We start from the raw sequence: 26,742 nt of genomic DNA on the forward strand, positions 1-26,742 counted from the left end.
CCCAACGGTAGCCTGCACACCACCCTCCGTCAGCACGCCTTCCCGGCCCCCGGCCCCGGCAGCGGTCCGGCCGACCGCCCAGCCGCGGTCGAGATGACGGTGGAATCGGCCAGCACCGACCCGGGGTCGTCCACGGTGAGCGCGAACAGCGCGCCCTCGCTGTCCAGCCGCCCGTCGTGGCTTTCCGGGTCGCGGCCGAACACCTCCACCAAGGTGTGCCGCACCTCCGCGAGCGGGAACAGCCCGCCGTAGACCCGTGCTGCCAGGTGTGCCCGGGCGCGGGCTTCGTCCGCCGCAGCCGGTGACCGTCCTGCCACGGGAGCAGCCCGTCGGCGTCCAGCGGGTAGACCTTCCGCTTCTCGTCCGGCGCCGGCACAACGCAGAAGTCCCGCCCGGGTGACCCGGGCGGGACTTCTGTTGGGTGGAGCTGAGGGGATTCGAACCCCTGACCCCCTCGATGCGAACGAGGTGCGCTACCGGACTGCGCCACAGCCCCAACAAGAAGAAACTCTATCACCCCTGGAGGGGTACTCATGACCATGGTCGCCGGGCGGCCGTGACTGGACGTTCGAAGCCCGGAAAAACACGAACGCCCCGGCCACCTGGATCGATGGGCGGGGCGCTCGGAGGTGCGGGCTACTCGTTGGCGGCGCGGGGGCGGTACTCGGGGGCCGCCTGGTGGCCGGGCTCGCCGTACTGGTCGAACAGCGGGGTGGCGGCGGGACGGCCGGAGTCCCAGGTGTTCGGGGCGGCGAGGTCGAGGCCGCGGTTGACCCGGGGGGCCACCGGCGCGGTGACGTAGGTGGGCAGCGGGACGGGGACGGGCTCCCAGGAGTCGGGTCCGGCCGCGGCGCGGGCGCGGACTCCGTCGACCCACTCCTCGTGCTCGGTCGCGTCGGCGAGGGCGCTGGCCCGGGCGGCGGGTTCGGTCGGGACGTCGATGCCGTGCGGCGCGGTCGCGGTGTCGGCCGTCCGGGCCCGCTCGCGTTCCCGCAGCCGCTCGGCGGCCTGCGCGGCCCGGACCCGGTCGAACTTGACCTCGTAGCGCTGCCGCTCGAGGCGGCGCAGGTGCCCGATGTAGAGGGTGAGCAGGATGCCGGGCACGGCCGGCACCCAGAGGAACGCGACACCGGCCACCGCGGCGACCACCGCGCCGAGCGCGAAGGCGAGGAAGAGCATCGAGACCATCCGCCGCCGCCGGGCCAGCAGCCGGGCCCGCCGCTCTGCGGAGCGCCGCTCGTCCTGCTCGCCACGAGCGCCCTTCCCGGCCGGGGAGGCCGACGGAACCGCCGAGGCGGGCGGCGCGGACGGGGCGGGAGCGACCGGCTGGACGGCAGCGGCGGGCGCGGCCTCCTCGGCAGTCGCGACCGGCTCGGCCAGCGCCTTGGGCTCGGACCCGGGCCCGGAGGCCGGGGCCGCCTCGGCGCCGTCCCATCCGGCGGGCCGGGTGGGGACGTCCGCGGGGTCGGCGAGGACCCCGTCCGGCTCCCCGGCGGGGTGCTGCTGGTCTGCGGTCTGTTCGCCGAGGGCTCGGGCCGCGCGCCGCTCCATGGCCGATCGCCCGGCCAGCAGGCGGATCGCGGTACTGAACCGTTCCGTCGGACGCGACTCGTTGAGCTCGTCCTGCCTGCGGAGCCACATCGGCACCAGATAGGCGGCCCAGGCCCCTACGATGACCGCGTAGATAAGGCCACTGCTGCTCACGTTTCACACGGTACGGGCGCGGGGTAAGGCGCTGCAGCAATTTGGGACGGCGTGTCGTCCGATCAAGCTGATTCTCAGACTATTTTGCCGCCATTTGTGGCGGCTCGCCCCGGCTCCGGCGCCCCGCCGATGCCATATCGATATCTACTATTCGAACAGATATTCAATTCTCCTGCGGAGGACCGCTCCTGAGGGAGTGCCAGCGCCGCAGCAGGCCGTCGGCGGCCTCGTCGGCGGTGAGCGCGTAGACCAGGTGGTCGCGCCAGTCGCCGTCGATGTGCAGATAGCGGGGGCGCATTCCCTCGGCGCGGAAGCCGAGTTTCTCCACCACCCGACGGCTGGGCCGGTTCTCGGGGCGGATGCACACCTCGATGCGGTGCAGGCCCAGGTCGCGGAAGCAGTGGTCGACGGCGAGCGCGACGGCGGTGGGCGTGATGCCTCGGCCGGCCACCGCCTCGTCCACCCAGTAGCCGACGTTGGCGGAGCACATCGAGCCCCAGGTGATCCCGCCGACGGTCAACTGGCCGACCAGGCGGCCCCGGTAGACCACCACGAAGGGCAGCATCCGGCCGGCGGCGGCCTCCGCGCGCAGGTAGCGGACCATCTGCCGGAAGGTCGGCCGGGGCAGCGGGACGCGGCCGGGCGGGGCGGGCGGGACGGTGGCCTCCCAGCGGCGCAGCCACTCCCGGTTGCGCCGGCTGACCTCCTGCCACTCGGCCTGGTCGCGGCGGCGGATGGGCCGCAGCACGATGTCGCCCTCGGCCAGTTCGACCGGCCAGCCCGCGTTCAGTGCGCACCGCCCGCGGGGCGCGGGTGGTCGCCGCCGGCCAACTGGTCGACGGCGTGCGGCAGCAGCGGGGCGAGCACCGCGAGGCCGTCGCGGACGCCGCCGGTGGAGCCGGGCAGGTTGACGATCAGGGTGCGTCCGGCGAGGCCGGCCAGGCCGCGGGAGAGCGCCGAGGTGGGCACCTGCTCGCGGCCGTACGCGCGGATCACCTCGGGGATGCCGGGGATCGGGCGGTCGATCACCCGGGCGGTCATCTCGGGCGTGAGGTCCTGCGGGGAAATGCCGGTGCCGCCGGTGGTGAGCACCACGTCGTACCCGGCGGCGACGGCCTCGCGGAGCACGGCCTCGACGGGGTCGCCGTCGGGGACGACCGTCGGGCCGTCGACCGCGAAGCCCATCTCCCGCAGTCCGGCGACCAGCAGGGGGCCGCCCTTGTCCTGGTACACGCCGGCCGCGGCCCGGTTGGAGACGGTGACGGCGAGCGCCCTCATCGGGCGTCCTCCCGCACCCAGTCGCCGCTCTTGCCGCCGGTCTTGCTGAGCACCCGGACGTCCTCGATGGCGGCGGTCTTGTCGACGGCCTTGACCATGTCGATGACGGTGAGCGCGGCGGTGGCGACGGCGGTGAGCGCCTCCATCTCGACGCCGGTGCGGTCGGCGGTGCGGACGGTGGCGGTGATCTCCACGGCGGTGTCGGTGACCGTCAGGTCGACGGTGGTGCCGGTGAGCGCGATCGGGTGGCAGAGCGGGATCAGGTCGGGCGTCCGCTTGGCGCCCATGATGCCGGCGATCCGGGCGACGGCGAGCGCGTCGCCCTTGGGGACGCCCTCGCCGCGCAGCAGCTCGACCACCCGGGGGGCGACCCGGACGCGGCCGGCCGCCACCGCGACCCGGGTGGTGGTGGCCTTCTCGGAGACGTCGACCATCCGGGCGGCGCCGGTGTGGTCGACGTGCGTGAGGCGGTCGCCGGGGGGTGTGTCGGTCACGAATGGGCTCCAGTAACACGGTGCGAATCTCGCGCTACCGTACCGCCCCGCGCGGGTCAGTCCGTGAGAAGGAGCACATCGACGGGGCTGCCGGCCGGCAGTGCGGTGGTGTCCTCGGGCACCGTGATCAGGCAGTCGGCCTGGGCCAGCGCCCCGACCAGGTGCGATCCCTCGCCACCGACCGGACCGACCGTGCCGTCCGCCGGGCGGTACCGTCCGCGCAGGTACTGCCGCCGTCCGGCCGGGGAGCGCAGCGCGGCGGTGGTGGTGGCGCGCACCACGGGGCGGTGCACGTCGGGGGCGCCGAGCATGGTGCGGATGACGGGGCGGACGAACAACTCGAACGAGATGTACGCGCTCACCGGGTTGCCGGGCAGCGCGAGCAGCGGCACGCCCCGCTCGCCGCCGATCCGGCCGTAGCCCTGCGGCTTGCCGGGCTGCATCCTCAGCCGCCGGAAGTCCACGCCGGCGTAGTCGGCGAACACCTCCTTGACCACGTCGTACGCGCCGACGGAGACGCCGCCGCTGGTGACGATCAGGTCGGCCCGGCCGAGCTGGTCCTCCAGTACCGCGCGGAGAGTTGACGCCTCGTCGGGGACGCCGCCGACCCGGTAGGCGACGGCGCCGGCGGCGATCGCGGCGGCGGTCAGGGTGAAGGAGTTGGAGTCGTGGATCCGGCCGGGGCCGGTCTCCTCGCCGGGCTGGACGAGTTCGCTGCCGGTGGAGAGCACCACGACGCGCGGCCGGGGGCGGACCCGGACGGTGGCCCGGCCGATCGCGGCCAGCAGGCCGATCTGGGTGGGGCCGAGCACGGTGCCGGCCTCCAGCACGGTGTCCCCGGCGGTGACGTCGCTGCCGCGGCGGCGGATGAACGCGCCCTCGGAGACCGGGCGCAGCACCCGCACCTCGGTGCCCTCGTCGGCGCCGCCCATCGCGTCGGCGGCCTGCCCGGTGCCGGTGCCGCCGTCGGTCCACTCGACCGGGGCGACGGCCTCGGCGCCGGGCGGGACGGGGGCGCCGGTCATGATCCGGGCGGCCTGGCCGGGGCCGACCTTGGGCAGGTCGCCGGCCCCGGCGGCGATGTCGCCGACCACGGCGAGCACCGACGGGTACTGCCCGGTGGCCCGCACGGTGTCGGCGGTGCGCAGCGCGTAGCCGTCCATCGAGCTGTTGTCGAACGGCGGCAGGTCGGCGCCGGCCCGCACGTCCTCGGCGAGCCGGCAGCCCTGGGCGTCGAGCAGCCGCAGTTCGATGGGCGGCAGCGGGGCGGCCGCGAAGAGCACGTCGGCGAGGTGTTCGTCGACGCTCCACAGGCGCGGCGAGGCCGGGGAGCCGGCGCCCTCTCCGCAGGGGTCGTGCTTCCCGGTCATCGCCTCACGCTCGCCTTCGTGGTGGGTCAGCCCTGCATCTCGGCGGCGACGAACTGCCGCAGCCAGGTCCGGAATTCGGGGCCGAGGTCCTCGCGCTCGGCGGCCAGCCGGACGATCGCGCGCAGGTAGTCGGCGCGGTCGCCGGTGTCGTAGCGGCGGCCCTTGAACAGCACACCGTAGACCGGGCCGCCGGCGTTCTCGTCGCGGGTGGCGAGTTCGCGCAGCGCGTCGGTCAGCTGGATCTCGCCGCCGCGGCCGGGCGGGGTCTCGCGCAGCACGTCGAAGACGGCCGGGTCGAGCACGTAGCGGCCGATGACCGCGTAGTTGGACGGGGCGTCGGCGGTGTCGGGCTTCTCGACCAGGTCGGTCACCTGGAAGACGTCCTCGCCGAAGCCGTTGGGCTTGACGGCGGCGCAGCCGTACAGGTGGATCTGCGCGGGGTCGACCTCCATCAGCGCGACCACGGAGCCGCCGAGTTCCTGCTGCACCTCGATCATGCGGGCCAGCAGCGGGTCCCGGGGGTCGATCAGGTCGTCGCCGAGCAGGACGGCGAACGGCTGGCCCGCGACGTGCTGTTCGGCGACCGAGACGGCGTGGCCGAGGCCCTTCGGGTCGCCCTGGCGGACGTAGTGCATGTTGGCCAGCTGCACGGACTCCTGGACGCGGCGCAGACGGTCGTGGTCGCCCTTGCGGGTGAGCAGCTCCTCCAGCTCGTACGCGCGGTCGAAGTGGTCTTCCAGAGCACGCTTGTTGCGACCGGTGACCATCAGTATGTCGGACAGACCGGCCGAGGCGGCCTCCTCCACGACGTACTGGATGGCCGGCTTGTCGACGACCGGGAGCATCTCCTTCGGCGTGGCCTTGGTGGCGGGGAGGAACCTGGTGCCGAGGCCGGCAGCGGGGACGACTGCCTTGGTGACCGGCGTGCGGGCGTGCTTGTTCGTCATGCGTCGACCTTACTAAGGCAGGAACTCCACCCCGCTGAGAGGCGGATGAATCGTCGGTCAGGGCCGGTCACCGGTCGTATGGGGGCCGACGGTGGTCACGGGCGGGGCGAGGGGGTTCCCGCCGGGGCCGGAAAACACCTTACCGGGCACCGGTGAAGCGTCCGGACCGCTCGACGCGGGCGGGCCGGACGGAGCGGGGCGCCAGCAGTCGCCGCCGGCCGCCCTGGCCTCGGCGAGCGCGCGGTCGGCGGCCCGCAGCAGGACGGCGGCGTGCGCGCCGTCCCGGGGCAGTACGGCCAGGCCGATCGCGGCGGTCAGCCCGCTGCGGGCCTCCGGGTCGGCCGGCTCGCCGGGGTGACGGTCGGTCAGGCGGTGCCGGCGCACCGACCAGCAGAGCCGCTCGGCGACCTGGGCGGCGCCCTCCGGGGCGGTGTCGGGCAGCAGTACCAGGAACTCCTCGCCGCCGTATCGGCCCAGCGTGTCGCAGCTGCGGATCTCCACGGCCAGCCGCTGGGCGAGGTCGCGCAGCATCCCGTTGGCGCGCGAGCGGCCGTGCTCGGCGACCAGCGCGTCGAAGCCGACGAGCTCCACCATCAGCACCGACAGCGGGCGCGGGTCGACGGCGGTGGCCTCGGCCCGGCGGGCCCGTTCGATCTCCTGGTCCAGGGTGAGCTGGAGGTGCCGGTAGTTCCACACCCCGGTGAGCGGGTCGCAGGACGCGGTGCGGCGCAACTCGTCCCGTTCCGCCGTCAGTTCCGCGATCTTCGCCAGAAGTTCCGTCTCCCTGCCGCCGGGCGCGGCCCCGGCCCCGCGGCGGCGCAGCGCCGCGACGCCGGCGGCGACCGGGGCGGCCGCGCCGAGCACGGCCAGGGCCTGGAGCAGGAGCGGGGTGGGCATGCGGCGGCCTCGACGTGTCAGGCTCGTGTCACTGCGAATGACGGAGCCGAAGGGATACGGATGGTGTCTGCGGATCAGTTGTCCAACGACAAGGCGGCGCTCAGGTCACGGCTGCTCGCCGAACGGCGGGCCCTCACCGCCGAACAGCGGGCCTCGGCGGCCCGGGCGCTGGCGGAGCACGCGACGGAGCTGGTGCCGCCGGGCGGCACCGTCGCCGCGTACGTCTCGGTCGGCGCCGAACCCGGCACCCGCCCGCTGCTGGCCGCGCTGGCGGCCGCCGGGGCGCGGGTCCTGCTGCCGGTCCTGCTGCCGGACAACGACCTCGACTGGGCCCCCTACGAGAGCGAGGCCCGGCTGGCACCCGCCACCCGCGGGCTGCTCGAACCGCTCGCCGACCGCCTCGGCCCCGACGCCGTCCGCGAGGCCGACGTCGTCCTGCTCCCCGGCCTGGCCGTCGACGCCCGCGGCATCCGGCTCGGCCGCGGCGGCGGCTCCTACGACCGCGTCCTGGCCCGCCTCGCCCGCGCCGGCGCCCACCCGCTGCTGGCCACCCTGCTCTACCCGCACGAGCTTCTCCCCGCCGTCCCCGCCGAACCCCATGACCTCCCGGTCCACGCCGTGGTCACCCCGGCCGGCGTGACCCGCTTCGCGGACTGACCGCGGGGAACGCCGGAGGCAGGGTGGCACGGAGGTCGGCAGGGCCGCCGTTCCACCGGAAGCCGGCCTGCCGGCCCACCCCAGGCGGCCACCGTCCGCGGCGCCGCTGTGCCCCGCTCTCCGGAGTTCCGCCCCGGAACGCGCCGGAGGCGGACCCCCTTGTCGTTGGGGGTCCGCCTCCGTTGGGGCAGGGGCTGTCAGCCGGCGGTCAGGGTGAGGGTGTTCTTCCCGGACTTGGTGACGGCGTCCTTGGTGTAGGACCAGGGGAGGAGTTCGCCCTTGGCCCAGAGGTCGGTCTGGTCGTTGTAGTTGGGGTGGAAGGTGTGGCCGGAGGCGCCGCCGACGTTGATCCAGCGGGAGGCGTCGAAGTCGCTGAGGTCGACGACCATGCGCATCGAGGGGATCCAGTCGACGTCGTAGCCGGCGGCGGCGTTCCAGCCGGTGGCGTCGACCGCGGCGCTGCCGCCGGACATCTTGTACGGGCCCCGGTTGAGCAGCTTGTGGACGGCGGTGGAGGCGATCGACGAGTCGTCGGTGCCGAGCGTGGGCTCCTGCAGGGTCAGCTGGTGGAGCCGGCCCCAGCTCCAGGTGGAGATGTCCTTGCCGAGGCGCGAGGTGAGGTCCTGGCGGGCGTCCTTGAGGGCCTCGGCGAGCAGCTTGTCCAGGCCGTGCTGCTGCTGGTGGTTGGAGTCGATGTAGTCCCACCACGGCGACTTGGGGTCGGCGAGCTGCTGGCGGACGACCTCCATCCAGCGGTCGCCGCCGTCGGGCTGGGCCAGCGAGGGCTTGCGGGTGCCGCACTCGGTGACGGCCTGCGCGGCGCCGCCGAGCGCGTCGTCGGGGAGCGTGTTGTCGCGCTTCTGGCGGACCAGCAGGCAGTCGCCCTCGACCCGCAGGTCGGCCGGGAACTTCTGGCCGAAGGAGAGCATCAGCAGGTTCCGCCAGACGCCGTTGTAGTACGCGGCGGCGGCGGAGTCGGCGTCCTGGTGGTAGTTCCAGTCCTTCAGCAGGTCCTGGGCCTCGCGCACGTACGGGTCGTCGATCTGGACCTTGAGCAGCAGCGGGACGAGTTCCTTGGCGAGCACGCTGGTGTTGTCGAGCTGCATGGACTGCATGTCGTTGAGGGAGATCTTGCCGCCGTTCTTCAGCTTCGACTGAATCTGGTCGGTGATCTCCTTGGCGCGGGTGCCGTACTCCCAGTCCTTGGTGAGCAGCGGCTTGTAGGTGTCGTCGACGACGGCCTGGTTGGCCGTGACGATGTAGCCCTCGGGCGGGTTGTACGCGTAGGGCAGCGACTTGAACGGCAGGTAGTTCGCGTTCCAGGCGTAGGTGGAGTCCCAGCCGGGGGCGGGGTAGCGGCCGTCGCCCTTGCCGCGGACCGGGATCAGGCCGGGGGCCTGGTAGCCGATGTTGCCCTTGGTGTCGGCGTAGATCAGGTTCTGCGCGGGGACGGCGAAGTCCTGCGCGGCGGCCCGGAAGGTGGTGAAGTCGCTGGCCTTGTCGAGCTTGAAGACGGCGTCCATGGTCTTGCCGGGGACGAGCGCGGTCCAGCGCAGCGCGACGCCGTAGCCGGCCGCCCGGTCGGGGGCGGCGTTGCCGGCGGGCGCGTAGCTGCCGATCTTCTGGTCCTCGGAGGACTGGTCGGAGATCATCGGCATGCCGTCCTGCGTGGTGCGGACGGTGATGGTCCGGTCCGAGCCGCCGGCGACCTTGATGGTCTCCTTGCGGACGGTGAACTTCACGTCCTTGCCGTCGAGCAGGTAGGTGTCGGGGCCGGTGACCTTCTCCAGGTACAGGTCGGTGACGTCGGCGCCGAGGTTGGTGAAGCCCCAGGCGATGTCCTTGTTGTGGCCGATGACGACGCCCGGCATGCCGGCGAAGGTGTAGCCGGCCGTGTCGTAGGTGCAGGCGGCGGAGGCGGCGCGGCAGTGCAGGCCCATCTGGTACCAGATCGACGGCATACCGGGGCCGAGGTGCGGGTCGTTGGCCAGCATCGGCTTGCCGGTGGTGGTGTTGGCGCCGGAGACGACCCAGGAGTTGGAGCCGATGCCCTGCCCGTTGGGGCCGAGCAGCTGCGGCATCTCGCCCATCTTGCCGGACAGGTCACCGAGCAGCTGCTGGGTCACGGCCCGGGCCTGAGCGGTGGTCACCGCGGCGGCGCTGCCGGGCTGGGCGGGCACGGTGGCGCCCTCGCCGGGGGTATAGGTGCCGTCCGTGACGACCTTGCCGGTCTTCACGATGGTGCCGTTGCGGTCGTACGGGTAGTCCGGGTAGAGCTGGGCGATCTGCTCGGTGGTGAAGTTCTGCGTTAGCAGCGAGCGGTCGATCTCCTCCTGCATGTTGCCGGACAGGCTCCAGGCCATCGCCTTCAGCCAGGCCACCGAGTCGACCGGGTCCCACTTCTCGGGCGTGTAGCCGGAGTTGACGGCGCCGAGCAGCGCGTACTCGACCGAGGCGCCGGCCCCGCCGGGGTGCTCGGCCAGCCAGGCGTTCACGCCCTCGGTGTACGCGGTCAGGTTGCGCTTGGTCTCCTCGGACAGCGTGGTGTCCCACTCCTTCTGGGCCACCTGACGCCAGCCCATGGTGCGCAGGAAGCTGTCCTTCTCCACCGTGCCGGAGCCGAACATCTCGGAGAGCCGGCCGGCGGTGATGTGCCGTCGGACGTCCATCTCCCAGAACCGGTCCTGCGCCTGGACGTAGCCCTGGCCGCGGAACAGGTCGGCGTCGGTGTCGGCGTACAGCTGCGGGATGCCCTTGTCGTCGCGCACCACGTCCACCGGGGCGGACATGCCGGGCACCTTGACGGTGCCGCTGACCTGCGGGAACGACGAGCGGACGGTGTCCACTGCCCACCAGCCGCCGCCGGCCAGACCCGCCACCAGCAGCACGGCCAGCAGGATCACGATCAGACGTGCGCGCCGGAACTTCTTCGAGCGGGGCATCCGAGTCCTTGTATGAGGGAGCGTGCAGCCGTAACAGGTCACCACATTAGGGCGACGGCAGCGGCAGCTGTGCACGGGGGACACCGGCAGGGCTTCGCCGGTGCCGTTCGGACCCTATCGGGCCTGGATGAAAGGAGGGACTAGCGTAAAGATCAAGTAAAATGTTAGACTGAGTAACGATCCGTCAGCCGCCCTTCCTGCCCCGAGGTGCCCCTGCGTGACCGTTGACCACCTGAACGAGCTGCTTCTCGAGTCCGCCGTCATCCTGCTCGTCGCCGTCGGCGCCGTCAGGCTCTCCACCCGAACAGGGCTGCCGTCACTGCTGCTGTACCTCGGCATCGGTGTCCTGCTCGGCCAGAACGGCATCGGCATAAGTTTCAACAACGCCGAACTCACTCAGGTCCTGGGCTACGCGGCCCTGGTGGTCATCCTCGCCGAGGGTGGACTCAAAACCAGCTGGAAGGCGATCAAACCGGTCGTACCGGCAGCCGCCGTGCTCGCCACCGTCGGCGTCGCGGTCTCGGTGTTCGTCACCGCCGCCGGCGCGCACTGGCTGGTCGGCCTGGAGTGGCGCACCGCGCTGCTGCTCGGCGCGATCGTCTCCTCCACCGACGCCGCGGCGGTCTTCTCGGTGCTGCGGACGGTCCCGCTGCCCAAGCGCCTCACCGGCCTGCTGGAAGCCGAGTCCGGCTTCAACGACGCGCCCGTGGTGATCCTGGTGGTGGCCTTCGCCACCACCGGCGAACTCGACTCCTGGTACGTGCTGCTCGGCACCATCGCCATGGAACTGGCGATCGGCGCGGCCGTCGGACTCGCGGTCGGCAAGCTCGGCGCGTACGCGATGCGCCGGGTCGCGCTGCCCTCCTCCGGCCTGTACCCGATCGCGGTGCTCGGGCTGATCGTGCTCGCCTACGCGGGCGGCGCGCTGCTGCACGCCTCCGGCTTCCTGGCCGCGTACCTCGCCTCGGTGGTCCTCGGAAACTCCAAGCTGCCGCACGGCCCCGCGGTGCGCGGCTTCGCCGACGGACTCGCCTGGATCGGCCAGATCGGCATGTTCGTGCTGCTCGGTCTGCTGGTCACCCCCGCGAGCATGGGCTCGGCGATCATTCCGGGCCTGGTGGCCGGCACCGTACTGGTGTTCGTCGCCCGGCCGCTGTCGGTGATGGTCAGCATGACGCCGTTCCGGATCTCCTGGCAGGAGCAGGCCCTGCTGTCCTGGGCCGGACTGCGCGGCGCCGTGCCCATCGTGCTCGCCACCATCCCGCTGGTGTCCGGCGCGGCCGACGCCGAGCAGCTGTTCAACGTGGTGTTCATCCTGGTCGTGGTCTTCACCCTGCTCCAGGGCCCGACGCTGCCGATGGTCGCCCGCTGGCTGAAGATCGGCGAGGGCGACATGGGCCAGGACCTGGACATCGAATCCGCCCCGCTGGAGAAGCTGCACGGCCACCTGCTGTCCGTGCAGCTGGCCGCCGGCTCCCGGATGTCCGGCGTCGAGGTCTCCGAGCTGCGCCTGCCCAAGGGCGCCGCCGTCACCCTGGTGGTCCGCGAGGGCTCCAGCTTCGTCCCGGAGCGGATGACGGTGCTACGCGAGGGCGACGAACTGCTGGTGGTCACCACGGACGAGGTCTCGGAGGCCGCCGAACACCGGCTGCGCGCCGTCGACCAGGGCGGCAAGCTGGCCGGCTGGTTGCACAATGCCGAGGCTTCACCTTCCGTTCCCAGAAGGAAAGCGGGCTGAACCGCTAAGCTGAAGGCTGAAACCCCGATTCCCCCGCATCATCTGCCTGATGCAGAGTCGGCGCGACCGCTCGGCGGCCGGGCCCCGAGGCGCACCGCCCGGGCCCGGTAACAACCCCGGTCGACGCGCGAGAGGACGACTCTCGGCGCCGGTCCCGGTTCCTTTTCGCTTGCCCGGTCCCGCGCTACCAGGCAGCAGAGAGGACCGACCGTGGCGGCCCGCCGACCGGTCGACGACACCACCTCCAACGGCTACGTGGCCCTGCTGCGCACCCCGCGCGCCTGGACCTTCCTGCTCCCCGCCCTGGTCGCCCGACTGCCGTACGCCATGCTCGGCCTCGGCATCGTGCTGCTGGTGCGCGACACCACCGGCTCCTACGGCCTGGCCGGCGCCGTCGCCGCGACCGCAGCCGTCTCGCAGGCCCTGATCGGCCCGCAGACCGGCCGGCTCGCCGACCGGCACGGCCAGGCCGCCGTGCTGGTCCCCGCCGTCCTGGTGCACGCCGCCGCGGTGGGCACGCTGATCGCGCTCGCCCACGGCGGCGCCCCCGAGTGGACGCTGTTCCTCGCCGCCGCCCCGGCCGGCGCCTCCGTGCCGCAGGTCGGCGCCATGGTCCGGGCCCGCTGGGTGAACCGGCTGAACCAGCGGCCCGCGCTGCTGAACACCGCGTTCGCCTTCGAGTCCGTCACCGACGAGTTCACCTTCGTGATCGGCCCGGTGCTGGCCACCGGCATCGCCACCGCGGTCAACCCGTCTGTCGGGCTGATCGCCGAGGCCACCCTCACCGTGATCGGCGGCCTGGCCTTCGCCGCCCGCCGCGGCACCGCCCCCGCCCCCAGCGGCCCCGCCGCCCCCGGCCTGCGCCGCGCCTCCGCGCTGGCCTCCCCCGGCGTGCGACTGCTGGCCGGCGGGTTCCTCGGCCTCGGCACCGTCTTCGGCGCGCTCCAGGTCTCCATCACCGCCTTCGCCGAGGACGCCGGCACCCCCGGCCTCAGCGGACCGGTCTACGGCCTGTTCGCGGCCGGCTCGATGGTCGCCGGCGTGCTCTACGGCCTGATCCCGTGGCGCAGCTCGGCCCGGCAGCGGATGCTCGCCTGCTACGCGCTGCTGGTGATCGGCTGCTCCACCCTGTGGGCGATGCCGAACCTGGTCTCGCTGGCGATCGCCGGCCTGTTCTGCGGCCTGGCCATCGCCCCCACCCTGATCACCGGCTACACCCTGGTGGAGACCCTGGTCGCGGACGGTGCCGAGACCGAGGCGTTCACCTGGCTGACCGGCGCCATCGGCCTCGGACTGGCGGTCGGCTCCACCGCCGCAGGCCAGCTGATCGACCACTCCGGGCCCTCGCTGGGCTTCGCCGTCGCGCTGATCGGCTCCGGCCTCGGCCTGGTGGCGATGGTCACGATGCGCGGCCTGCTGCTCGCTCCGGCCGCCCCCGGCCGTACGGTGGTTCACGGTGCCGACGCCCGTCAGGAGCCGGCCGGAGCGGGTCTGCGCGGCTGAGCCGCTGGACTCCACCAGCGGAATGCCGCATCATGGACCGTCGTTAGCACTCGTAGCGTGAGAGTGCCAGGGGGAGTGCAGGAGGAAGCGGAAAGTGCCCACGTACCAGTACCAGTGCACCGAGTGCGGCAACAGCCTCGAGGCGGTGCAGAAGTTCAGCGACGACGCGCTGACCACGTGCCCCGTCTGCCAGGGGAAGCTCCGTAAGGTCTTCTCGGCCGTGGGCGTGGTCTTCAAGGGCTCCGGCTTCTACCGCACCGACAGCCGCAGCAGCTCCAGCAGCTCGCTGAGCTCCTCGTCCTCGGCCTCGTCGTCGTCCTCGTCGAGCACCTCGACCTCTTCTTCGTCGGCCTCGTCGTCGACCAGCAGCAGCTCGGCTCCGGCCGCAAGCTGATCGCCTGAAGCAGCAGCGCAGCAGGCCCCGCCCGGGTACCGACCGGGCGGGGCCTGCCGGCGTGTCCGGGGCGGTTACGCGGGTTCCTCCGGACGGCGGGGCGCGGCGCCTGCGGGGTGTGCTCCGAACGGCGCAGCGGTTCAGCCCTGCGGGTGACGGCGGTTTTCCACAGGGCCGGGTTATCCACAGGGTGGGGATATCGGCGGGCGCGGGCCGCGGGGCGGGCGCAGGATGGCTGCCGCGACCCCGGTCGGGGCCGCCGTTCCCGAGGAAGGGCCTGCCGCCATGACCGCCTTCGTGCTTCCCCCGCTGCCCGCCGCGCCGGTGCCGCCGCGCCGCGAAGTGCCCGATTTTCCACCGATCCGGGGCACCGCGCGGGGCCGCCACCGCTTGCGGCAGGCCGTGCGCCGGCGTCCGGGCCTGCTCGCGGTGGCCTGCCTGGCGCTGGCCGCCGCGTTCACCTCGGGCCCGCTGCGGCCCGCTCCCCCGCCCGGTCCGGGAGCCGCCGGATGCCCCCGGGCGTCAACCGGAGGGCTGTGGATTCACCCGTGACCTACGCGTACTGCCGCCGTTCGACGCGGCATGAAAGGCTTCAAGGAATTCCTGCTCCGCGGCAACGTGGTGGACCTGGCCGTCGCCGTCGTCATCGGTGCGGCCATCACCAACGTCGTCAATGCGTTCGTCAAGGGCATCATCAACCCGCTCCTCGGGCTGATCGGCACCAAGGACCTGAACAGCTACGCGTCCTGCCTCCGGGGGCCGTGCTCGATGGACGCGAGTGGCAACGTGACCTCCGGCATCTTCATCCTGTGGGGCTCGGTGATCAGTGCCGTGATCAGTTTCATCATCATCGCCGCTGTTGTGTACTTCCTGATCGTCCTGCCGATGAACCACTACATGGAGAAGCGGAAGACGGTCGAGGAAGAGGTACTGAGCGCCGAGGTGAAGGAGGTCCAACTGCTCACCGAGATCCGCGACGCGCTGGTCAGCCGCTGAGGGCTGCGCTGCTACTTCTCGCCGTGGTGCGGGGGCCGCTGGTCGAGGTACCAGTCCAGCCCCCGCCCGCCCTGCGACTCACCCCAGCCGCGGTCGGTGTCGTCACTGGTCTGCTGCTCGAACGGGTCCTTGAAGACCAGTCGCGGCTTGGGCTTGTTCGTCTCGTCCTGCTCGGTCATTCGTCCACTCTAGAACCGACGGGCGCCCCCGCAGGGGCGCCCGAAGGACTGGTTGTGCGTCGATGGTCACGCGGCTTCGAAGCCCGCGTGGTCGGCGATCTTCTTCAGCTCGGCCAGCGCGTGCTTCTCGATCTGCCGGATCCGCTCGCGCGTCAGGCCGTGCTGCTTGCCGACCTCCGTCAGCGTCCGCTCGCGGCCGTCCTCCATGCCGTAGCGGCTGCGGATGATGGAGGCGGTGCGGTCGTCGAGGCGGCCGATCAGGCCGTCCAGCTCCTCGCGGCGAAGCATCACCAGCACTGCGTCCTCCGGCGAGACGGCTCCGGTGTCCTCCACCAGGTCTCCGAACTGGGTCTCGCCCTCGTCGTCGACCGCCATGTTCAGGCTGACCGGGTCACGGGCCCAGTCGAGTACGTCCTTGACCCGCTGCTCGGTGGTGTCCAGCTCGGCGGCGATCTCGGCGGGCTCGGGCTCGCGGCCCAGCTCCTTGGCCTTCTCGCGCTGCACCCGGCGGATCCGGCCGAGCTCCTCGACCAGGTGGACGGGCAGCCGGATGGTGCGGGACTGGTCGGCGATCGAGCGGGTGATCGCCTGGCGGATCCACCACGTCGCGTAGGTGGAGAACTTGAAGCCCTTGGAGTAGTCGAACTTCTCCACCGCACGGACCAGGCCGGCGTTGCCCTCCTGGATCAGGTCGAGCAGGGGGAGGCCGCTGCGCGGGTAGCGGCGGGCGACGGCGACCACCAGGCGCAGGTTGGAGCGGATGAAGACGTCCTTGGCGCGCTCGGCGTCGTCGGCTATCGCGCGGAGCTCCTCCGTGCTGGCGCCGTCGAGCTGCTCCTCCTCGTCCAGCAGGTGCTGGGCGAAGACTCCGGCCTCGATGCGCAGGGACAGCTCGACCTCCTCGGCGGCGTCGAGCAGGGGCGTCCTGGCGATCTCGTCGAGGTACATGCCGACCAGATCGCGGTCGGCTTCGAGGTTGGTCGGTCGGGCGGTGCGAGTCCGATCGGCCCTGTCGCGTACGACGGCACGGGTGGCCATGCTTGCTCCCTCACTGACGAGGCCGGGGGCGCTCCGTTCCGCCGCCTGGCACAACCGTGTGGGCCAGTTCCCGGCTCACACGTAACGATCCAACGCACAGAAATCGGACAACATTCCCAAGTGGCTCAGTTTTTCGTGAGCCATGCAGTATCCTGCCGATTTTCATCCGTCGATACACTCAGCGTGACGCAGCTCGCACACCCCGCATCCACCCGCCGCCACCGAACCGGTGCGGAGTCTTCGCGACACATCCGCACAACTGATGCCGAATCGCTATCGACGGACGGCCGACTGGTCTCCCGCCGTTGGGAAGGTGTCTGTCATGCACCAGTCCACCGATGGCTCCCCGTCGGTCGACCGGCCCCCGGCCGGCCGCCGCCGCTCTCCGGTTCAACGCCGGACACTGCTCCGTTGTGCCTGGATCGGGCTGACGGGTCTGCTGCTGTTCACGGTGCTGCTGGTTCTGGTGAGAACCGGCTGGTCGCCGCTGGACCGACTGGACCACGGCTGGGTGGCGGCGCTGCACCGGTACGCGCTGCGGCACCCGGTGTGGACGGCGGCCATGCAGACGCTGGCCGACATCGGCGCCCCGTGGACGATGCGCGCCCTGCTCGGCGCCGCCGCGCTGTGGCTGTGGTGCGTGCGCGCCCGGGTGCTGGCCGGCTGGGTGGTCGCGGTCGGCCTGCTGGGCTGGACGGTCAGCGGGGCGGGCCGGGCGCTGATCGGCCGGGCCCGGCCGCACTTCGCCGACCCGGTCGCGGTGGGCTCCGGCGCGGGCTTCCCGTCCGGGCACGCGATCGCCTCGGCGGTGGCCTGCGGGGCGCTGCTGGTCCTGCTCTGGCCGCGGGCGGACCGGGCGGTCCGGGCGGTGGCGGGCACCGGCGCGGCGCTCACCGTGCTGGGCGTCGGCTGGACCAGGCTCGCACTGGGCGTGCACTACCCCAGCGACGTGCTGGCCGGCTGGGCGGCGGCGGCCGCGGTGCTGGCCGGGGTGACGCTGGCGGTCGAACTCTGGCTGCCTGGCCGGCTCGGCCGGGACGTCCGCCGACTGCACTGGCGCCTGCGGCCCCGAGTGCAGCGAGTGCTGGCCCCGCCGCTGCCGGTCGAGGCGGACGGCGACCCGGGCCGTTCCTGACGGTTCGTGAGCAAGGTCACACTCCGCATCCGGGCCGTCCGGGGGAGGGAACGGACGTGGGCGGCATTCCGCATGTTTCCGGGCGGAAACGGCGCTCGGCAGACGACCCGCCACGGCCTCCGAACGCCCACCGCGACGGGCCGGATCGGCCCCCGAACGGCACCCGACTCCCCATCGGGTGCCGAATTACGGCAGACTTCTGCGGCTGGATGCACCCTGCAACCGGCAGATGGAGCCCGGCCGGACCGGAACTCCCGCACATTCCCACGCAACGCCGCACGGGCACCGATCGACGGGGGGTCCGATGACCACGCACACCGCGGACGGCCCGACCGACCCGTACGACCCGTACGCGCAGCAGAGCGGCCAGTACCCGCAGCAGGGTGGTCCGTACGTTCCGCAGGGCGGCCAGTACCCGCAGCAGGGTGGCCAGTACGCCCAGCAGCCGGGTGGTCACTACCCCCAGCAGGGCGGCCCGCAGCATCCTCAGCACGGCGGCCCGCAGCACCCTCAGCAGGCTGGCCAGTACCCCCGGCAGCGCGGGCCGTACGTTCCGCAGGATCCGCCGGCTGTTCCGCAGGATCCGCCGACCATGCAGTTCAGCCGGATCCCCGACCAGTTCGGCGAGTACGACCAAATCGGATACCCGCCGCCCCCGCCGCAGGCCCCGGTGCCGGTGCCTGCGCCGCGGGCGAGCGAGGAGCAGGAGCGAGAACAGGCGGCGGAGACGCCGGCGGCCAAGCCCGCCGCGTCCACCGGGCGCAATGGTCTGATCATGGCGCTGGGCTCGCTGGCGTCCCGTGCGCTGGGCTTCGTGCGCAGCGCGGTGATCGTGGCGGCGCTGACCATCGGCCCGGCCGGCGAGGCGTTCAACGTCGCGAACTCGCTGCCGAACATCGTCTACATGATGCTGATCGGCGGTGTGCTGGCCTCGGTGTTCGTGCCGGAGCTGGTGCACGCGATGCAGACCCACAAGGACGGCGGCAAGGCGTACACCGACCGGCTGCTGACCCTGTGCGGGACGATCCTGGTGGTGCTGACGCTCGGTGCGTGGCTGTTCGCCCCGCAGATCGTCGACCTCTATTCCACGTTCGACGGGGTGCAACGCGAGCTGGCGATCACCTTCGCCCGGTACTGCCTGCCGCAGATCTTCTTCTACGGCGTGTTCACCCTGCTCGGGCAGGTACTGAACGCCCGCGACCGGTTCGGCGCCATGATGTGGACGCCGGTGCTGAACAACGTGGTGGCGATCGGCGTGTTCGGCGGCTACCTGGCGATGGGGCACCACGCGTACGCGGCCGAGGAGGTGAGCAGCGGCGACGCGCTGCTGCTGGGTCTCGGCTCGACCATGGGCATCGTGGTACAGGCTGCCGCGCTGCTTCCTTCACTGCGCAAGGCCGGTTTCACCTACCGTCCGCGCTTCGACTGGCGCGGTGCGGGCCTCACCCGGCCACTGCGCGCGGCGGGCTGGGCGCTGGCCCTGGTGGCGGCCACCCAGCTGTCCTTCGCGGTGATCAGCAGCCTGGGCACCGGTGCGGGCAAGGCGGCGCATGACGCGGGCATCCTGGGCGGCCGCGGCATCTTCGCCTACAACAACGCCTACGCGCTGTTCGTGGTCCCGCAGGGCGTGATCACGGTGTCGCTGGTGACGGCGCTGCTGCCGAGCATGGCGCGGTCCGCGACGGCGGGCGACTACCGGAAGATCGGCGAGGACCTGTCGGCGGTGCTGCGCTCCTCGGCGGCGATGGTGGTGACCGCCGCCGTGCTGTTCTTCGCGCTGGGTTCGCAGATCGCGATGGCCGCGTACGGCTACGGCTCGGGGCCGACCGTGCATGACGACGCCATGGTGGTGGGCCAACTGCTGATGGCCTTCGCGATCGGACTGCCCGCGTTCTGCGCCCAGTACGGCCTGGCCCGCGGCTTCTACGCGATGGGCGACGCCAAGACTCCGTTCTGGCTGACCCTGATCTCCACCGGCACCAACGCCGCGCTGTGCTGGGTGGCGTACGAGGTGTTGCCGCTGCAGGACAAGGTGATCGGCATGGCGGTGGCGCACACCGCGGCCGCCATCCTGTCGGTGCTGGTGACCGGCGTCGCGCTGGGCCGCCGCCTGGCGAAGGGCGCTCCCCCGGCCGCCGCGCCCGCCCCGGAATCGAACGGGGATCTGGACTCGACGATGGTGCTGCGCACCGACGCCTTCTCGCCGGGGGCGAACGCCACCATGGATCTGGGTGTGCGGCGCGGTGGTCGGCGCGGCAGTGGGCTGGAGGGCTTCCGGCTGGTGACCCTGCACGTGGGCCTGATCGTGGCGTGCCTGCCGGGTGCGTTCGCGGCGCACTGGCTGGCGGGGCGGTTCGGCGAGAACCTGTTCGGCAGCCTGGTGGGGCTGGCGGCGGGCTCACTCGCGGTGCTGGTGTCGCTGTTCGTACTGGCCCGTCCGCTGGGCGTGGGCGCGTCGGTGGCGCCGTTCGCCCGCAAGCTGCGGATCCCGTACCCGACGCCGGCCCCGGCCGCCGGGGGCAAGCACCGCCGCTAGGGTCCGCCGTCGGTGCCGGGCGGTGTCCGGTGCGTGCTCTCGGCGGGCCAGGTGGAAGGCCTCGCCCGGAGACGCCTCCGGCCGAACGCCGGGCGCGCGCGGTGGGGCGGGCGGGATCTCGGAGACAGGCCCTGGCCGGGGACACCGCCTCGCGGCGTCAGGCGGGGGCGTCCTCGGCGGCCTCGAGCCAGCCGAGGCCGGCGACCTGGATGCCGGCCTGGAAGCGGCTGCGGGCGTCCATCCGGACCATCAGGTCGGCCATCATGCGGCGGACAGTGCGGAGGGAGACGCCCAGGCGTTGGCCGGCGCGTTCGTCGGTGAGGCCGTCGGCGAGCAGGCGCAGCAGTTCGCGTTCCTGGCCGGTGAGGCCGTGCGGGTCGCGCTGGGTGGATTCGCCGAGCGGGCGGGCGTGGTCCCAGACCTGGTCGAACAGGGCGCGCAGGGCGGCGACCACGCCGGGGCTCTGGAGTAATACGGCGCCCTTGCGGGGGTCCTCGGGGTCGATCGGGACGATGGCGGTGGCGTTGTCGACCAGGATCATGCGCAGCGGCAGGGTGGGTGCGGTGCGGACGGCGCCGCCGAGGCCGTGCAGCCAGCGGGCGTACTGGACGGTGGCGGGGTCGTTGCGGACGCTGTCCTGGTAAACCGTTCTCATCCGTACGCCGCGTTCCAGGGTCTCCTGGTCAAGGGCGCGGCTGGCCTCCATCACCTGGGCGGGCTGCGGGCCGCCGGGGGCGAAGGAGAGCACTTCGGCGGTGGCGTCGGAGGCGAGCTGGATCAGCCGGTCGCGGACCTGGTCGAGGCTGAAGAGCATTTCGACGCCGCGTTGTTCGCCGGGCGAGTGCAGGTGGGCGTACTCGGCGATCAGGCCGGCCATCGCGGCGCGGCTGCGTTCCATTTCGCGGTGGCGGCGGGCTGCCTCGGCCTCCTGGTGGGCGAGCAGGGCGGCCAGGCCGCGTTCCGGGTTGACGGCGCGCCAGCGGGTTCCGCAGCTGGTGGGGCGGGTGAGGGCGAGGTCGGCGAGGCGGTCGAGAGCGGCGCAGACCTCGGTCTCGGTGCTGTCCAGGTGGGTGGCGAGGCCGCCGGTGTCGAGGTCGGGGTGCAGCAGCATTGCCCGGTAGACGGCTTCGCCGAACGCGTCGAGCCCGATCGGGCCGCCGGCGGTCAACGTTCGGTCTTCCGTATGTCCTGTCCGGTGCCGGTGCGCGTCGCTCTTTTCATCTCGGCCTCCATGCGCCGGTTCGCGGCGCTGCCCCCGGGTAGCGTCCTGATCGGGCGTCAGGTTATTGCCACCCGAGTCAGGTCTGGAACTGACTTGCGGAGATTCTGGCGGACGGGTGGGCAACCCGTGAAGGGTGCCGGGCAACTGTCATTTTCTTGCCAGGCGGATATCTGTCACCCGTGACGCCCTCCGGCGGGGGCTCGGGTCCGTCACGCTGGGGGGGTGTACGCGATCCGCCTGGAGCTGATCCCGCCGCGGCCCGTCCCGGGCGGTCCGGCGATGGAGGCCGATCCGGTCCGGCTGGCCCTGCTGCGGCTGCCGCTGATCGGGGCCCGGGTCTGCCATGCCCGGGTGCTGACCGGACCGGACGGGTTGGCGGCGGTGTGTTTCCTGACCGCCGGGTCGTTGCTGGCCGCGGAGCGGGCGTTGCAGGTGGGCGCGGGTGCGCTGACGGAGCCGGGCGGGCCGTTGCCGGGCTGGGCGGTGGTGCGCTGCGAGGCGGATCCGTGGATCGCGCTCGGCATGTTGCAGGCCCGAGCACGGAGTTGACCTCTCGGCGGGAAGCTGGCCGTTCGGTGTCACGGCACTCTGGTGCCAGCTCCGGGTGCTGACGCGGGGGTGCCGTCCGGGCCACTCTTGGTGATGTCGGCAGGACGGCGGTGCGAGACCGCGGGAGCAGCCCCCGGCGGGGCCGCGGATCGCACCGGAGACCTGACGGCGGTTCACCACACATGCCCCGGCGGCAGCCCGGGGATCGGCCGAACGCGAGAGGATCGGGCACTCCCATGACGCTGAACATCCGTTTTGTCACGATTGCCGCTCTGGGTGCGATGGTGGTCGGCGGCATCGCCACCGCCGCGGAGTTGGCCGGGCCGAGCCGGCCGGGAGCGGTGGTCACGGCGGACGGCACCGTCGCGGGCGGTCCGCAGCCGCCGACCGACGCGGGTGCGCAGGTGATCGTGGTCGGGCCGACGCCCACCCCGGCGCCGTCCGGCAGCCCGACCTCGACCGAGCCGCCGCACAACGACACCTGGGGCTGGGGCTGATCGGGCCGGGCGGCAGAGCCGGGGAGGCGTCCGGATGACCACCGCACTGGAACGCCCGCTGGTGCAGCGGGCCGTGCCCCACCAGTTCCCGCTCGCCGCGGCAGCGGCGGCGAGCCCGACCAGGGTGCTGCTGGCCGACCGGCACCACCTGTTCCGTTCGGGGCTGGGGGCGCTGCTGGACCGGGAGGAGGACCTCGCGGTGGTCGCCGAGACGGTCGGCGGGGAGGAGGCCGCGGCGGCGGCGTCCGGGGTGCGCCCGGCGGTCGCGGTGCTCGGCGTGGACGAGGAGCAGCCGGATCCGACGGCCGCCGCGCGGCGCCTGCAGCATGCCGCGCCGGGCACCGCGGTGCTGCTGCTGGTGCCGGCCCTGCCGCGGACGGCGCAGGCGCGGCGGGCGCTGGTGGAGGGCGCGGCGGGGGTGCTGCTGAAGGACGTGCAGGCGCCGGCGCTGATCGCGGCGGTGCGTGAACTGGCCCGCGGCGGGCGGGTGTACGACCCGCGGCTGGTGCTGGAGGTGGTGCGGACCACCGGGCAGCCGGGTCCGCTCAGCCGCCGGGAGCTCGCGGTACTGGGCGAGATCGCCGAGGGCAGCACGGTGCAGGAGGCCGCGGCGGCGCTGTCGCTGTCGCCGGGGACGGTGCGCAACTACGTGTCGGCGGCGATCGCCAAGACCGGGGCGCGCAACCGGTGCGACGCGATCCGGATCGCCCGCGAGTGCGGCTGGTTGTAACACCCCATGAATGGCCCCGCCGACGACCCGTCAGATTCCCGCTGACGGGTCGCAGGCGTGCGTGCGTACAGGCCTGTGTCAGAAGTTCCCGCCGAGGCCCTCCCCGGCCCGGGCGGCGGAGACCACGTCGGCGAAGCCGTGCGCGGTGCGCGGCAGGTCGGCGGGGCGGCTGCCGATCAGGAACTCGCCGACGGAGGATTCGGCGGCCCAGTCCAGGCCGAGGGCGCGGGCGGCGGCGTCGGTGTCGCCGGAGCCGAGGCCGCAGGGGGCCAGGCCCATGGCGGTGGCCACCAGGTAGAGGGTCTGGTAGAGCACGCCGACGTGCTTGAGGGTCAGTGCGTAGGCGATCTGGCTGTACTTCCACGACAGCCGGCCGAACCGGCTGGTGACGGTGAGCAGTACCTGCGGTTCGACGATGCAGGCGGTGGCCCGCCAGGCGGCGGTGACGAGTTCGCTGAACGCGGCCTTCTCGCCGGGGTCCTGGAACGGGCGCGGGCGCAGCCGGTGCGCGGCGGCGTCGTAGCGGTAGACGCCGGGTTCCAGGCCGACGCACTGGACCACCGAGAGGTAGATCTCGAGTTCGCCGGTGGCGCCGCCGGCCGGGTAGGGGCGGTCGACGCCGTCGTAGCCGTGCGGGTCGGCGGGGTCGCCGGGGATGATGCGGCGGACCCGGGCCACCCGGTAGAGCAGTTCGGCGAGTTGGTCGAGTGTCACCGGGGTCTCGGCGTAGGCGCGGACCGAGCGGCGGCCCTCCAGGACCTCGCTGAGGGCGGGGTCGCGGGCGACCACGGTGTCCCAGTCGGGGATCGGCAGCTCGATGCCGGTGCCCTCCTCGCGGGTGCCGGGGCCGGAGACGACGGGCAGTCGCGTGACGTCCTGGTGGGCGAAGACGCCGCCGGACGGGTAGTCGTGCCGGCCGGGGCGGCTGCGGGCGTGGAACAGCAGGTCGTGGAAGTCCCAGAGCGGGGCTTCGGCGCCCTGTCCGGCGTCCAGGAAGCCGCCGCCGGCCAGCAGTCCGGCGAGTGCCTCGCCCTCGCCGGCGGACATTCCGGCGAGCAGTGCGGCGTCCTCGGCGGTGCGGGAGGTGCTGAGTGCGGTGACGAAGGCGCCGGCGGCGGCCCGGTGCAGGACCAGCCGGAACGGTGCCATCGGCGATTCGAGGACGCAGGATTCGCCGTGGCCGTCCGGCAGCCGGCGCAGGTAGGCGAACCGGGAGAGCACCAACTGTCCGCTGGGGCGGGCGAATCCGGGCAGGTCGGCGGAGCGGGCGATGGGTACCGCGGTGGCCAGCGGGTCGCCGAGCGGGTCGGTGACGGTGGTGTTGACCAGGTACGGGAAGCGTTCGAGCAGTTTGAGCAGGCGGACCTGGTCGAGGGCGAGTTCGTCCAGGTCGGCGTCGGTGCGGGTGAGTTCGGCGAGTGCGGCGACGGTGCGCTCGCCGAGGGCGTGGATGCGCTGGCGGCCCCACGGGTGGGTGAGTTCGACGTCGGCTCCCCGGGCGGTGACGTCGACCTCGGGGCGCAGCCGGAGCAGGCGGCGCAGCGGGCGGTGGTCCCCGGTGGTGGGGGCGGGTGGCAGGTGTTCGATGACGGTCATGGGTACCTCCCCGGATGGGCGGGGCAGCCGGGCCCGGCTGCCCCGCGCTTCGGTCAGATGAAGATCGGGATCGGGTTGAGCGCGCTCTCCGGGGTCGGGGTGTCCAGCCAGCCGAGCCGGACGGGGACGTCGTAGAGCCGGCCCGGCGCGAAGCGGGCCCAGAAGTGCCGCATGCCGGGGACGATCACCCGGGCGACGGGCAGGCCGACGTCGGGGCGGGTCTGGTCGGCGACCAGGAACTCCATGCCGTGGTCCTCGACGATGCGCTGGACGAGCGCCAGGTCGTCGGCGAGGTCGGCGCCGGCCAGCGGGAGCCAGCTGGCGGGGGTGGAGCGCGGGGCGTTCGGGTCGGGCAGCAGGTAGGGCTGGTTGGCGACGGTGGCGGTGGTCCACCAGGCCTTCTGGTCGCGGTCGGCGCCCGCGTAGCTGACCCGGCCGTGCTCGTCGCCGGCGACGGGGCCGAGGAACTGGTTCATTTCGGTGAGCGCGCGGGTGAGCGCGATGTGCGGGTCGAGGTGCGCGCCGAACGCGATCAGCACGTCCTCGTTGTGGCCCGAGCCCGGCTTCGCGTCGAGCCGGCGGGAGAACGCGCCGACCACGGGGATGCCGAAGTCGGCGGTCAGGTCGAGGGCCCAGATCTCCCGGCGCAGTCCGCGGTAGACCTCGCGCAGCTGGTCGATGTACGGGTCGCCGAAGGCGTCCAGGTCGATGCCGGGGCGCTGCACGCGGTTGTACCACCACAGGGCCACCGCATCGCGTTCGACGAGTTCCAGGAAGCCCTGCAGCGCGGCGTCCTCGAAGGAGGTGCCGGCGGCGCAGCCGTTGGAGTCGCCGGCGGCGTAGAACCGGCCGCTGTGCCGGTAGCCGTAGTACATCGCCTGGGTGGGCAGCCAGCGGTGGCGCTGCTCGGTCAGCGACCAGGCCGGGGACCATTCGATCGGGTCGTCGGTGCGGAACGGCTCGGGGACGATGTGGAACGCCGACTGCTTGGCGTTCCACTGCTCGCGTTCGGCGTACTGCTTCGCCGAGTACAGCAGGGTCCGTTCGGGGTGGATCGCGGCGTCGCCGAGTTCGGCGAAGGTGGCGAGGCGGCGGGCCTCGTCGCCCTGGAAGACGCCGGAGAAGCGCTCCATGGCCTCGCCGAGCGCGGACGCCCGGGCCTGCGCGTCGGTGCGGCCCTTGCCGCAGCTGTTCGAACGCAGGCCGCTGCGCAGCTGCCGGAGACTTCCGGCCTGCCGGGACAGGTTCTGCCCGGACATGTACACCCGCAGGCCGGTGGGGGTGTGGGCGGCGGGGACCAGGGTGGTGACCACGCCGGTGATCGGGCTGAGCTGGGGGCGGTACTTGTCCAGCATGTCCTCGGGCGAGGCGGAGCGGTGCCCGCCGTCCGCGGTGAACGCCTTCGGGCGGGGCTCGAAGCGGACGGGCTCCAGCTGGCGTCGGGTCACGGTCGCGTCGTCGCCGCAGGCGGTGCACTGCGGGCGGCGGACCAGGGTGTGCTTCTCGCTCTCCAGCAGCACGGTGTCCACGGTGGTGACGGCGGCCTGCGCGGGGCGGGCGCCGGCCAGCCACTTGGTGGTCTCCAGGGCGGCGAGCTGGGTGCCGAGGGCCAGGGTGGCGGGCAGGTGGGCGCCGGCGGTGGAGATCGGCTCGTCCTGGCCGAGGCGGTGCTGGAGGTAGCTGAGCGACTGCCGGTTGGCGGACAGCCGGTGCGCCAGGCACTCCCAGCAGCCCGAACCGTCCGTACCCTCGCTGCCCGGCACGTCCGGGGTGAACACCGGGCCGACCCAGACGATCGAGCCGACCGGGCGGGCCAGCAGCCAGGGGCGGCCGTCGGCGAGCGCCTGCCGGTTGCGCTCGGCGAGGCCGGGGTGCAGGTAGTCCTCGGTGAGGGCGACGGTGAACTCGGCGTCCTGGTCGACCGTCACGCCGGCGGCGGTCAGTGCGGCCAGGTACGGCGCGGTGTCCACGTCGCCGTGCACCTCGATGCGGACCCGGGCGCTGCGCAGCGCGGCCATCGCGGTGTCGCCGTCCTGCCCGGCCATTTCGAAGAAGGCCGCGCCGGGGCGGTCGGTGTCCGGGTCGGCGGCGGTGAGCCAGCCGCCGGCCAGCAGTTTGCCGACGCCCGCGTCGACCTTGTCGGCGGGGACGACGCCGTCGAGGGCGGCGCCGACCTGTTCGGCGGTGCGGGTGCCGTCCAGCAGCGGGGCGAGGGCCTGGGCGAGCCTGCCGTCGACCACCGAGACGCCGCGCTCGGAGACCAGGTAGACGGCCTCGCCGTCGACCACGTACGGGGTGAACTGGCGCTTGAATCCGATGAGTTCGGACATGACGGGTACT

Annotated in this window: 24 protein-coding genes and 1 tRNA gene; 10 read left to right on the forward strand and 15 right to left on the reverse strand. The window is 72.9% G+C overall.

Annotated features, from left to right (window positions below):
* Positions 1 to 29 precede the first annotated feature (29 nt).
* The 9 genes from ACGFWJ_RS22530 to ACGFWJ_RS22570 all read right to left on the reverse strand — a co-directional run bounded on the left by ACGFWJ_RS22530 (position 30) and on the right by ACGFWJ_RS22570 (position 6,690).
* Entirely contained in the window at positions 30 to 317 is a 288-nt protein-coding gene (locus ACGFWJ_RS22530) for a hypothetical protein (RefSeq protein ID WP_392952289.1), read from the reverse strand.
* Between the two features lie 105 nt (positions 318 to 422).
* A tRNA-Ala gene (locus ACGFWJ_RS22535) sits at positions 423 to 496 on the reverse strand.
* A gap of 140 nt (positions 497 to 636) precedes the next feature.
* The gene (gene glpR, locus ACGFWJ_RS22540; protein WP_392952292.1) at positions 637 to 1,704 is read right to left on the reverse strand and encodes a gephyrin-like molybdotransferase receptor GlpR; all 1,068 of its coding nucleotides are present in this window, start codon (positions 1,702 to 1,704) and stop codon (positions 637 to 639) included.
* Between the two features lie 163 nt (positions 1,705 to 1,867).
* Positions 1,868 to 2,494: a GNAT family N-acetyltransferase gene (locus tag ACGFWJ_RS22545; RefSeq protein ID WP_387638878.1), complete on the reverse strand. Its 627-nt coding sequence runs from the start codon at positions 2,492 to 2,494 to the stop codon at positions 1,868 to 1,870.
* Positions 2,491 to 2,982 (reverse strand): molybdenum cofactor biosynthesis protein B, encoded by a 492-nt coding sequence (locus tag ACGFWJ_RS22550; protein WP_392952295.1) that lies wholly within the window; start codon positions 2,980 to 2,982, stop codon positions 2,491 to 2,493. The genes ACGFWJ_RS22545 and ACGFWJ_RS22550 overlap by 4 nt, the downstream gene beginning before the upstream one ends.
* Positions 2,979 to 3,416 (reverse strand): cyclic pyranopterin monophosphate synthase MoaC, encoded by a 438-nt coding sequence (gene moaC / locus ACGFWJ_RS22555; RefSeq protein WP_392952450.1) that lies wholly within the window; start codon positions 3,414 to 3,416, stop codon positions 2,979 to 2,981. Before moaC ends, ACGFWJ_RS22550 begins: the two co-directional genes overlap by 4 nt.
* 116 nt (positions 3,417 to 3,532) lie before the next feature.
* On the reverse strand, positions 3,533 to 4,846 hold the full coding sequence (gene glp, locus ACGFWJ_RS22560; protein ID WP_387638217.1) for a gephyrin-like molybdotransferase Glp: 1,314 nt from the start codon (positions 4,844 to 4,846) through the stop codon (positions 3,533 to 3,535).
* 26 nt (positions 4,847 to 4,872) lie between these two features.
* A complete protein-coding gene (gene galU / locus ACGFWJ_RS22565; RefSeq protein ID WP_387638219.1) occupies positions 4,873 to 5,793 on the reverse strand; it encodes a UTP--glucose-1-phosphate uridylyltransferase GalU in 921 nt (306 codons plus the stop codon).
* A gap of 57 nt (positions 5,794 to 5,850) precedes the next feature.
* Positions 5,851 to 6,690: a GGDEF domain-containing protein gene (locus ACGFWJ_RS22570; RefSeq protein ID WP_392952299.1), complete on the reverse strand. Its 840-nt coding sequence runs from the start codon at positions 6,688 to 6,690 to the stop codon at positions 5,851 to 5,853.
* A 60-nt stretch (positions 6,691 to 6,750) separates the two neighbouring features.
* Here ACGFWJ_RS22570 and ACGFWJ_RS22575 point away from each other — a divergent pair, with 60 nt between their 5' ends.
* Entirely contained in the window at positions 6,751 to 7,347 is a 597-nt protein-coding gene (locus tag ACGFWJ_RS22575) for a 5-formyltetrahydrofolate cyclo-ligase (protein WP_392952302.1), read from the forward strand.
* Positions 7,348 to 7,544: 197 nt separating this feature from the next.
* Here the strand turns inward: ACGFWJ_RS22575 and ACGFWJ_RS22580 are convergent, their stop codons facing one another.
* The gene (locus ACGFWJ_RS22580; RefSeq protein ID WP_392952305.1) at positions 7,545 to 10,289 is read right to left on the reverse strand and encodes a penicillin acylase family protein; all 2,745 of its coding nucleotides are present in this window, start codon (positions 10,287 to 10,289) and stop codon (positions 7,545 to 7,547) included.
* Between the two features lie 217 nt (positions 10,290 to 10,506).
* On the opposite strand from ACGFWJ_RS22580, the gene ACGFWJ_RS22585 reads away from it, so the two are divergent.
* The 4 genes from ACGFWJ_RS22585 to mscL all read left to right on the forward strand — a co-directional run bounded on the left by ACGFWJ_RS22585 (position 10,507) and on the right by mscL (position 14,920).
* Entirely contained in the window at positions 10,507 to 12,027 is a 1,521-nt protein-coding gene (locus ACGFWJ_RS22585; protein ID WP_392952307.1) for a potassium/proton antiporter, read from the forward strand.
* 210 nt (positions 12,028 to 12,237) lie between these two features.
* A complete protein-coding gene (locus ACGFWJ_RS22590; protein WP_392952310.1) occupies positions 12,238 to 13,530 on the forward strand; it encodes an MFS transporter in 1,293 nt (430 codons plus the stop codon).
* Positions 13,531 to 13,624: 94 nt separating this feature from the next.
* Positions 13,625 to 13,924 carry an FmdB family zinc ribbon protein gene (locus tag ACGFWJ_RS22595; RefSeq protein WP_387638235.1) on the forward strand — a complete coding sequence of 100 codons (300 nt, stop codon included), beginning with the start codon at positions 13,625 to 13,627 and terminating at the stop codon, positions 13,922 to 13,924.
* A gap of 582 nt (positions 13,925 to 14,506) precedes the next feature.
* Positions 14,507 to 14,920 (forward strand): large conductance mechanosensitive channel protein MscL, encoded by a 414-nt coding sequence (gene mscL, locus ACGFWJ_RS22600; RefSeq protein WP_392952312.1) that lies wholly within the window; start codon positions 14,507 to 14,509, stop codon positions 14,918 to 14,920.
* Positions 14,921 to 14,931: 11 nt separating this feature from the next.
* On the opposite strand, the gene ACGFWJ_RS22605 is transcribed toward mscL, so the two are convergent.
* Together ACGFWJ_RS22605 and ACGFWJ_RS22610 are read right to left on the reverse strand one after the other, a co-directional pair.
* Positions 14,932 to 15,099 carry a hypothetical protein gene (locus ACGFWJ_RS22605; protein WP_387638240.1) on the reverse strand — a complete coding sequence of 56 codons (168 nt, stop codon included), beginning with the start codon at positions 15,097 to 15,099 and terminating at the stop codon, positions 14,932 to 14,934.
* Between the two features lie 66 nt (positions 15,100 to 15,165).
* Positions 15,166 to 16,137, reverse strand: coding sequence for a sigma-70 family RNA polymerase sigma factor (locus tag ACGFWJ_RS22610; protein WP_387638242.1), 972 nt, complete (start codon positions 16,135 to 16,137; stop codon positions 15,166 to 15,168).
* Positions 16,138 to 16,459: 322 nt separating this feature from the next.
* Between ACGFWJ_RS22610 and ACGFWJ_RS22615 the strand changes: the two genes are divergently transcribed.
* Both ACGFWJ_RS22615 and murJ read left to right on the forward strand, forming a co-directional pair.
* Complete coding sequence (locus ACGFWJ_RS22615) at positions 16,460 to 17,272, forward strand: phosphatase PAP2 family protein (RefSeq protein ID WP_392952317.1); 813 nt, start codon at positions 16,460 to 16,462, stop codon at positions 17,270 to 17,272.
* Between the two features lie 304 nt (positions 17,273 to 17,576).
* On the forward strand, positions 17,577 to 19,808 hold the full coding sequence (gene murJ, locus ACGFWJ_RS22620) for a murein biosynthesis integral membrane protein MurJ (protein ID WP_392952320.1): 2,232 nt from the start codon (positions 17,577 to 17,579) through the stop codon (positions 19,806 to 19,808).
* Between the two features lie 157 nt (positions 19,809 to 19,965).
* Here the strand turns inward: murJ and ACGFWJ_RS22625 are convergent, their stop codons facing one another.
* The gene (locus tag ACGFWJ_RS22625; protein ID WP_392952322.1) at positions 19,966 to 20,976 is read right to left on the reverse strand and encodes a LuxR C-terminal-related transcriptional regulator; all 1,011 of its coding nucleotides are present in this window, start codon (positions 20,974 to 20,976) and stop codon (positions 19,966 to 19,968) included.
* A 276-nt stretch (positions 20,977 to 21,252) separates the two neighbouring features.
* Between ACGFWJ_RS22625 and ACGFWJ_RS22630 the strand changes: the two genes are divergently transcribed.
* The 3 genes from ACGFWJ_RS22630 (at position 21,253) to ACGFWJ_RS22640 (ending at position 22,806) form a co-directional block, all read left to right on the forward strand.
* Positions 21,253 to 21,579: a hypothetical protein gene (locus tag ACGFWJ_RS22630; protein WP_392952325.1), complete on the forward strand. Its 327-nt coding sequence runs from the start codon at positions 21,253 to 21,255 to the stop codon at positions 21,577 to 21,579.
* A gap of 236 nt (positions 21,580 to 21,815) precedes the next feature.
* On the forward strand, positions 21,816 to 22,076 hold the full coding sequence (locus ACGFWJ_RS22635; protein WP_387865199.1) for a hypothetical protein: 261 nt from the start codon (positions 21,816 to 21,818) through the stop codon (positions 22,074 to 22,076).
* A 34-nt stretch (positions 22,077 to 22,110) separates the two neighbouring features.
* Complete coding sequence (locus ACGFWJ_RS22640; RefSeq protein ID WP_392952328.1) at positions 22,111 to 22,806, forward strand: LuxR C-terminal-related transcriptional regulator; 696 nt, start codon at positions 22,111 to 22,113, stop codon at positions 22,804 to 22,806.
* 78 nt (positions 22,807 to 22,884) lie between these two features.
* On the opposite strand, the gene ACGFWJ_RS22645 is transcribed toward ACGFWJ_RS22640, so the two are convergent.
* On the reverse strand, positions 22,885 to 24,402 hold the full coding sequence (locus ACGFWJ_RS22645; RefSeq protein ID WP_392952330.1) for a SagB family peptide dehydrogenase: 1,518 nt from the start codon (positions 24,400 to 24,402) through the stop codon (positions 22,885 to 22,887).
* A 53-nt stretch (positions 24,403 to 24,455) separates the two neighbouring features.
* The gene (locus ACGFWJ_RS22650; RefSeq protein WP_392952332.1) at positions 24,456 to 26,732 is read right to left on the reverse strand and encodes a TOMM precursor leader peptide-binding protein; all 2,277 of its coding nucleotides are present in this window, start codon (positions 26,730 to 26,732) and stop codon (positions 24,456 to 24,458) included.
* Positions 26,733 to 26,742 lie beyond the last annotated feature (10 nt).

Origin of the sequence: Kitasatospora sp. NPDC048407 (assembly GCF_043200475.1) — a bacterium.
In the GTDB taxonomy this organism is placed as follows: domain Bacteria; phylum Actinomycetota; class Actinomycetes; order Streptomycetales; family Streptomycetaceae; genus Kitasatospora.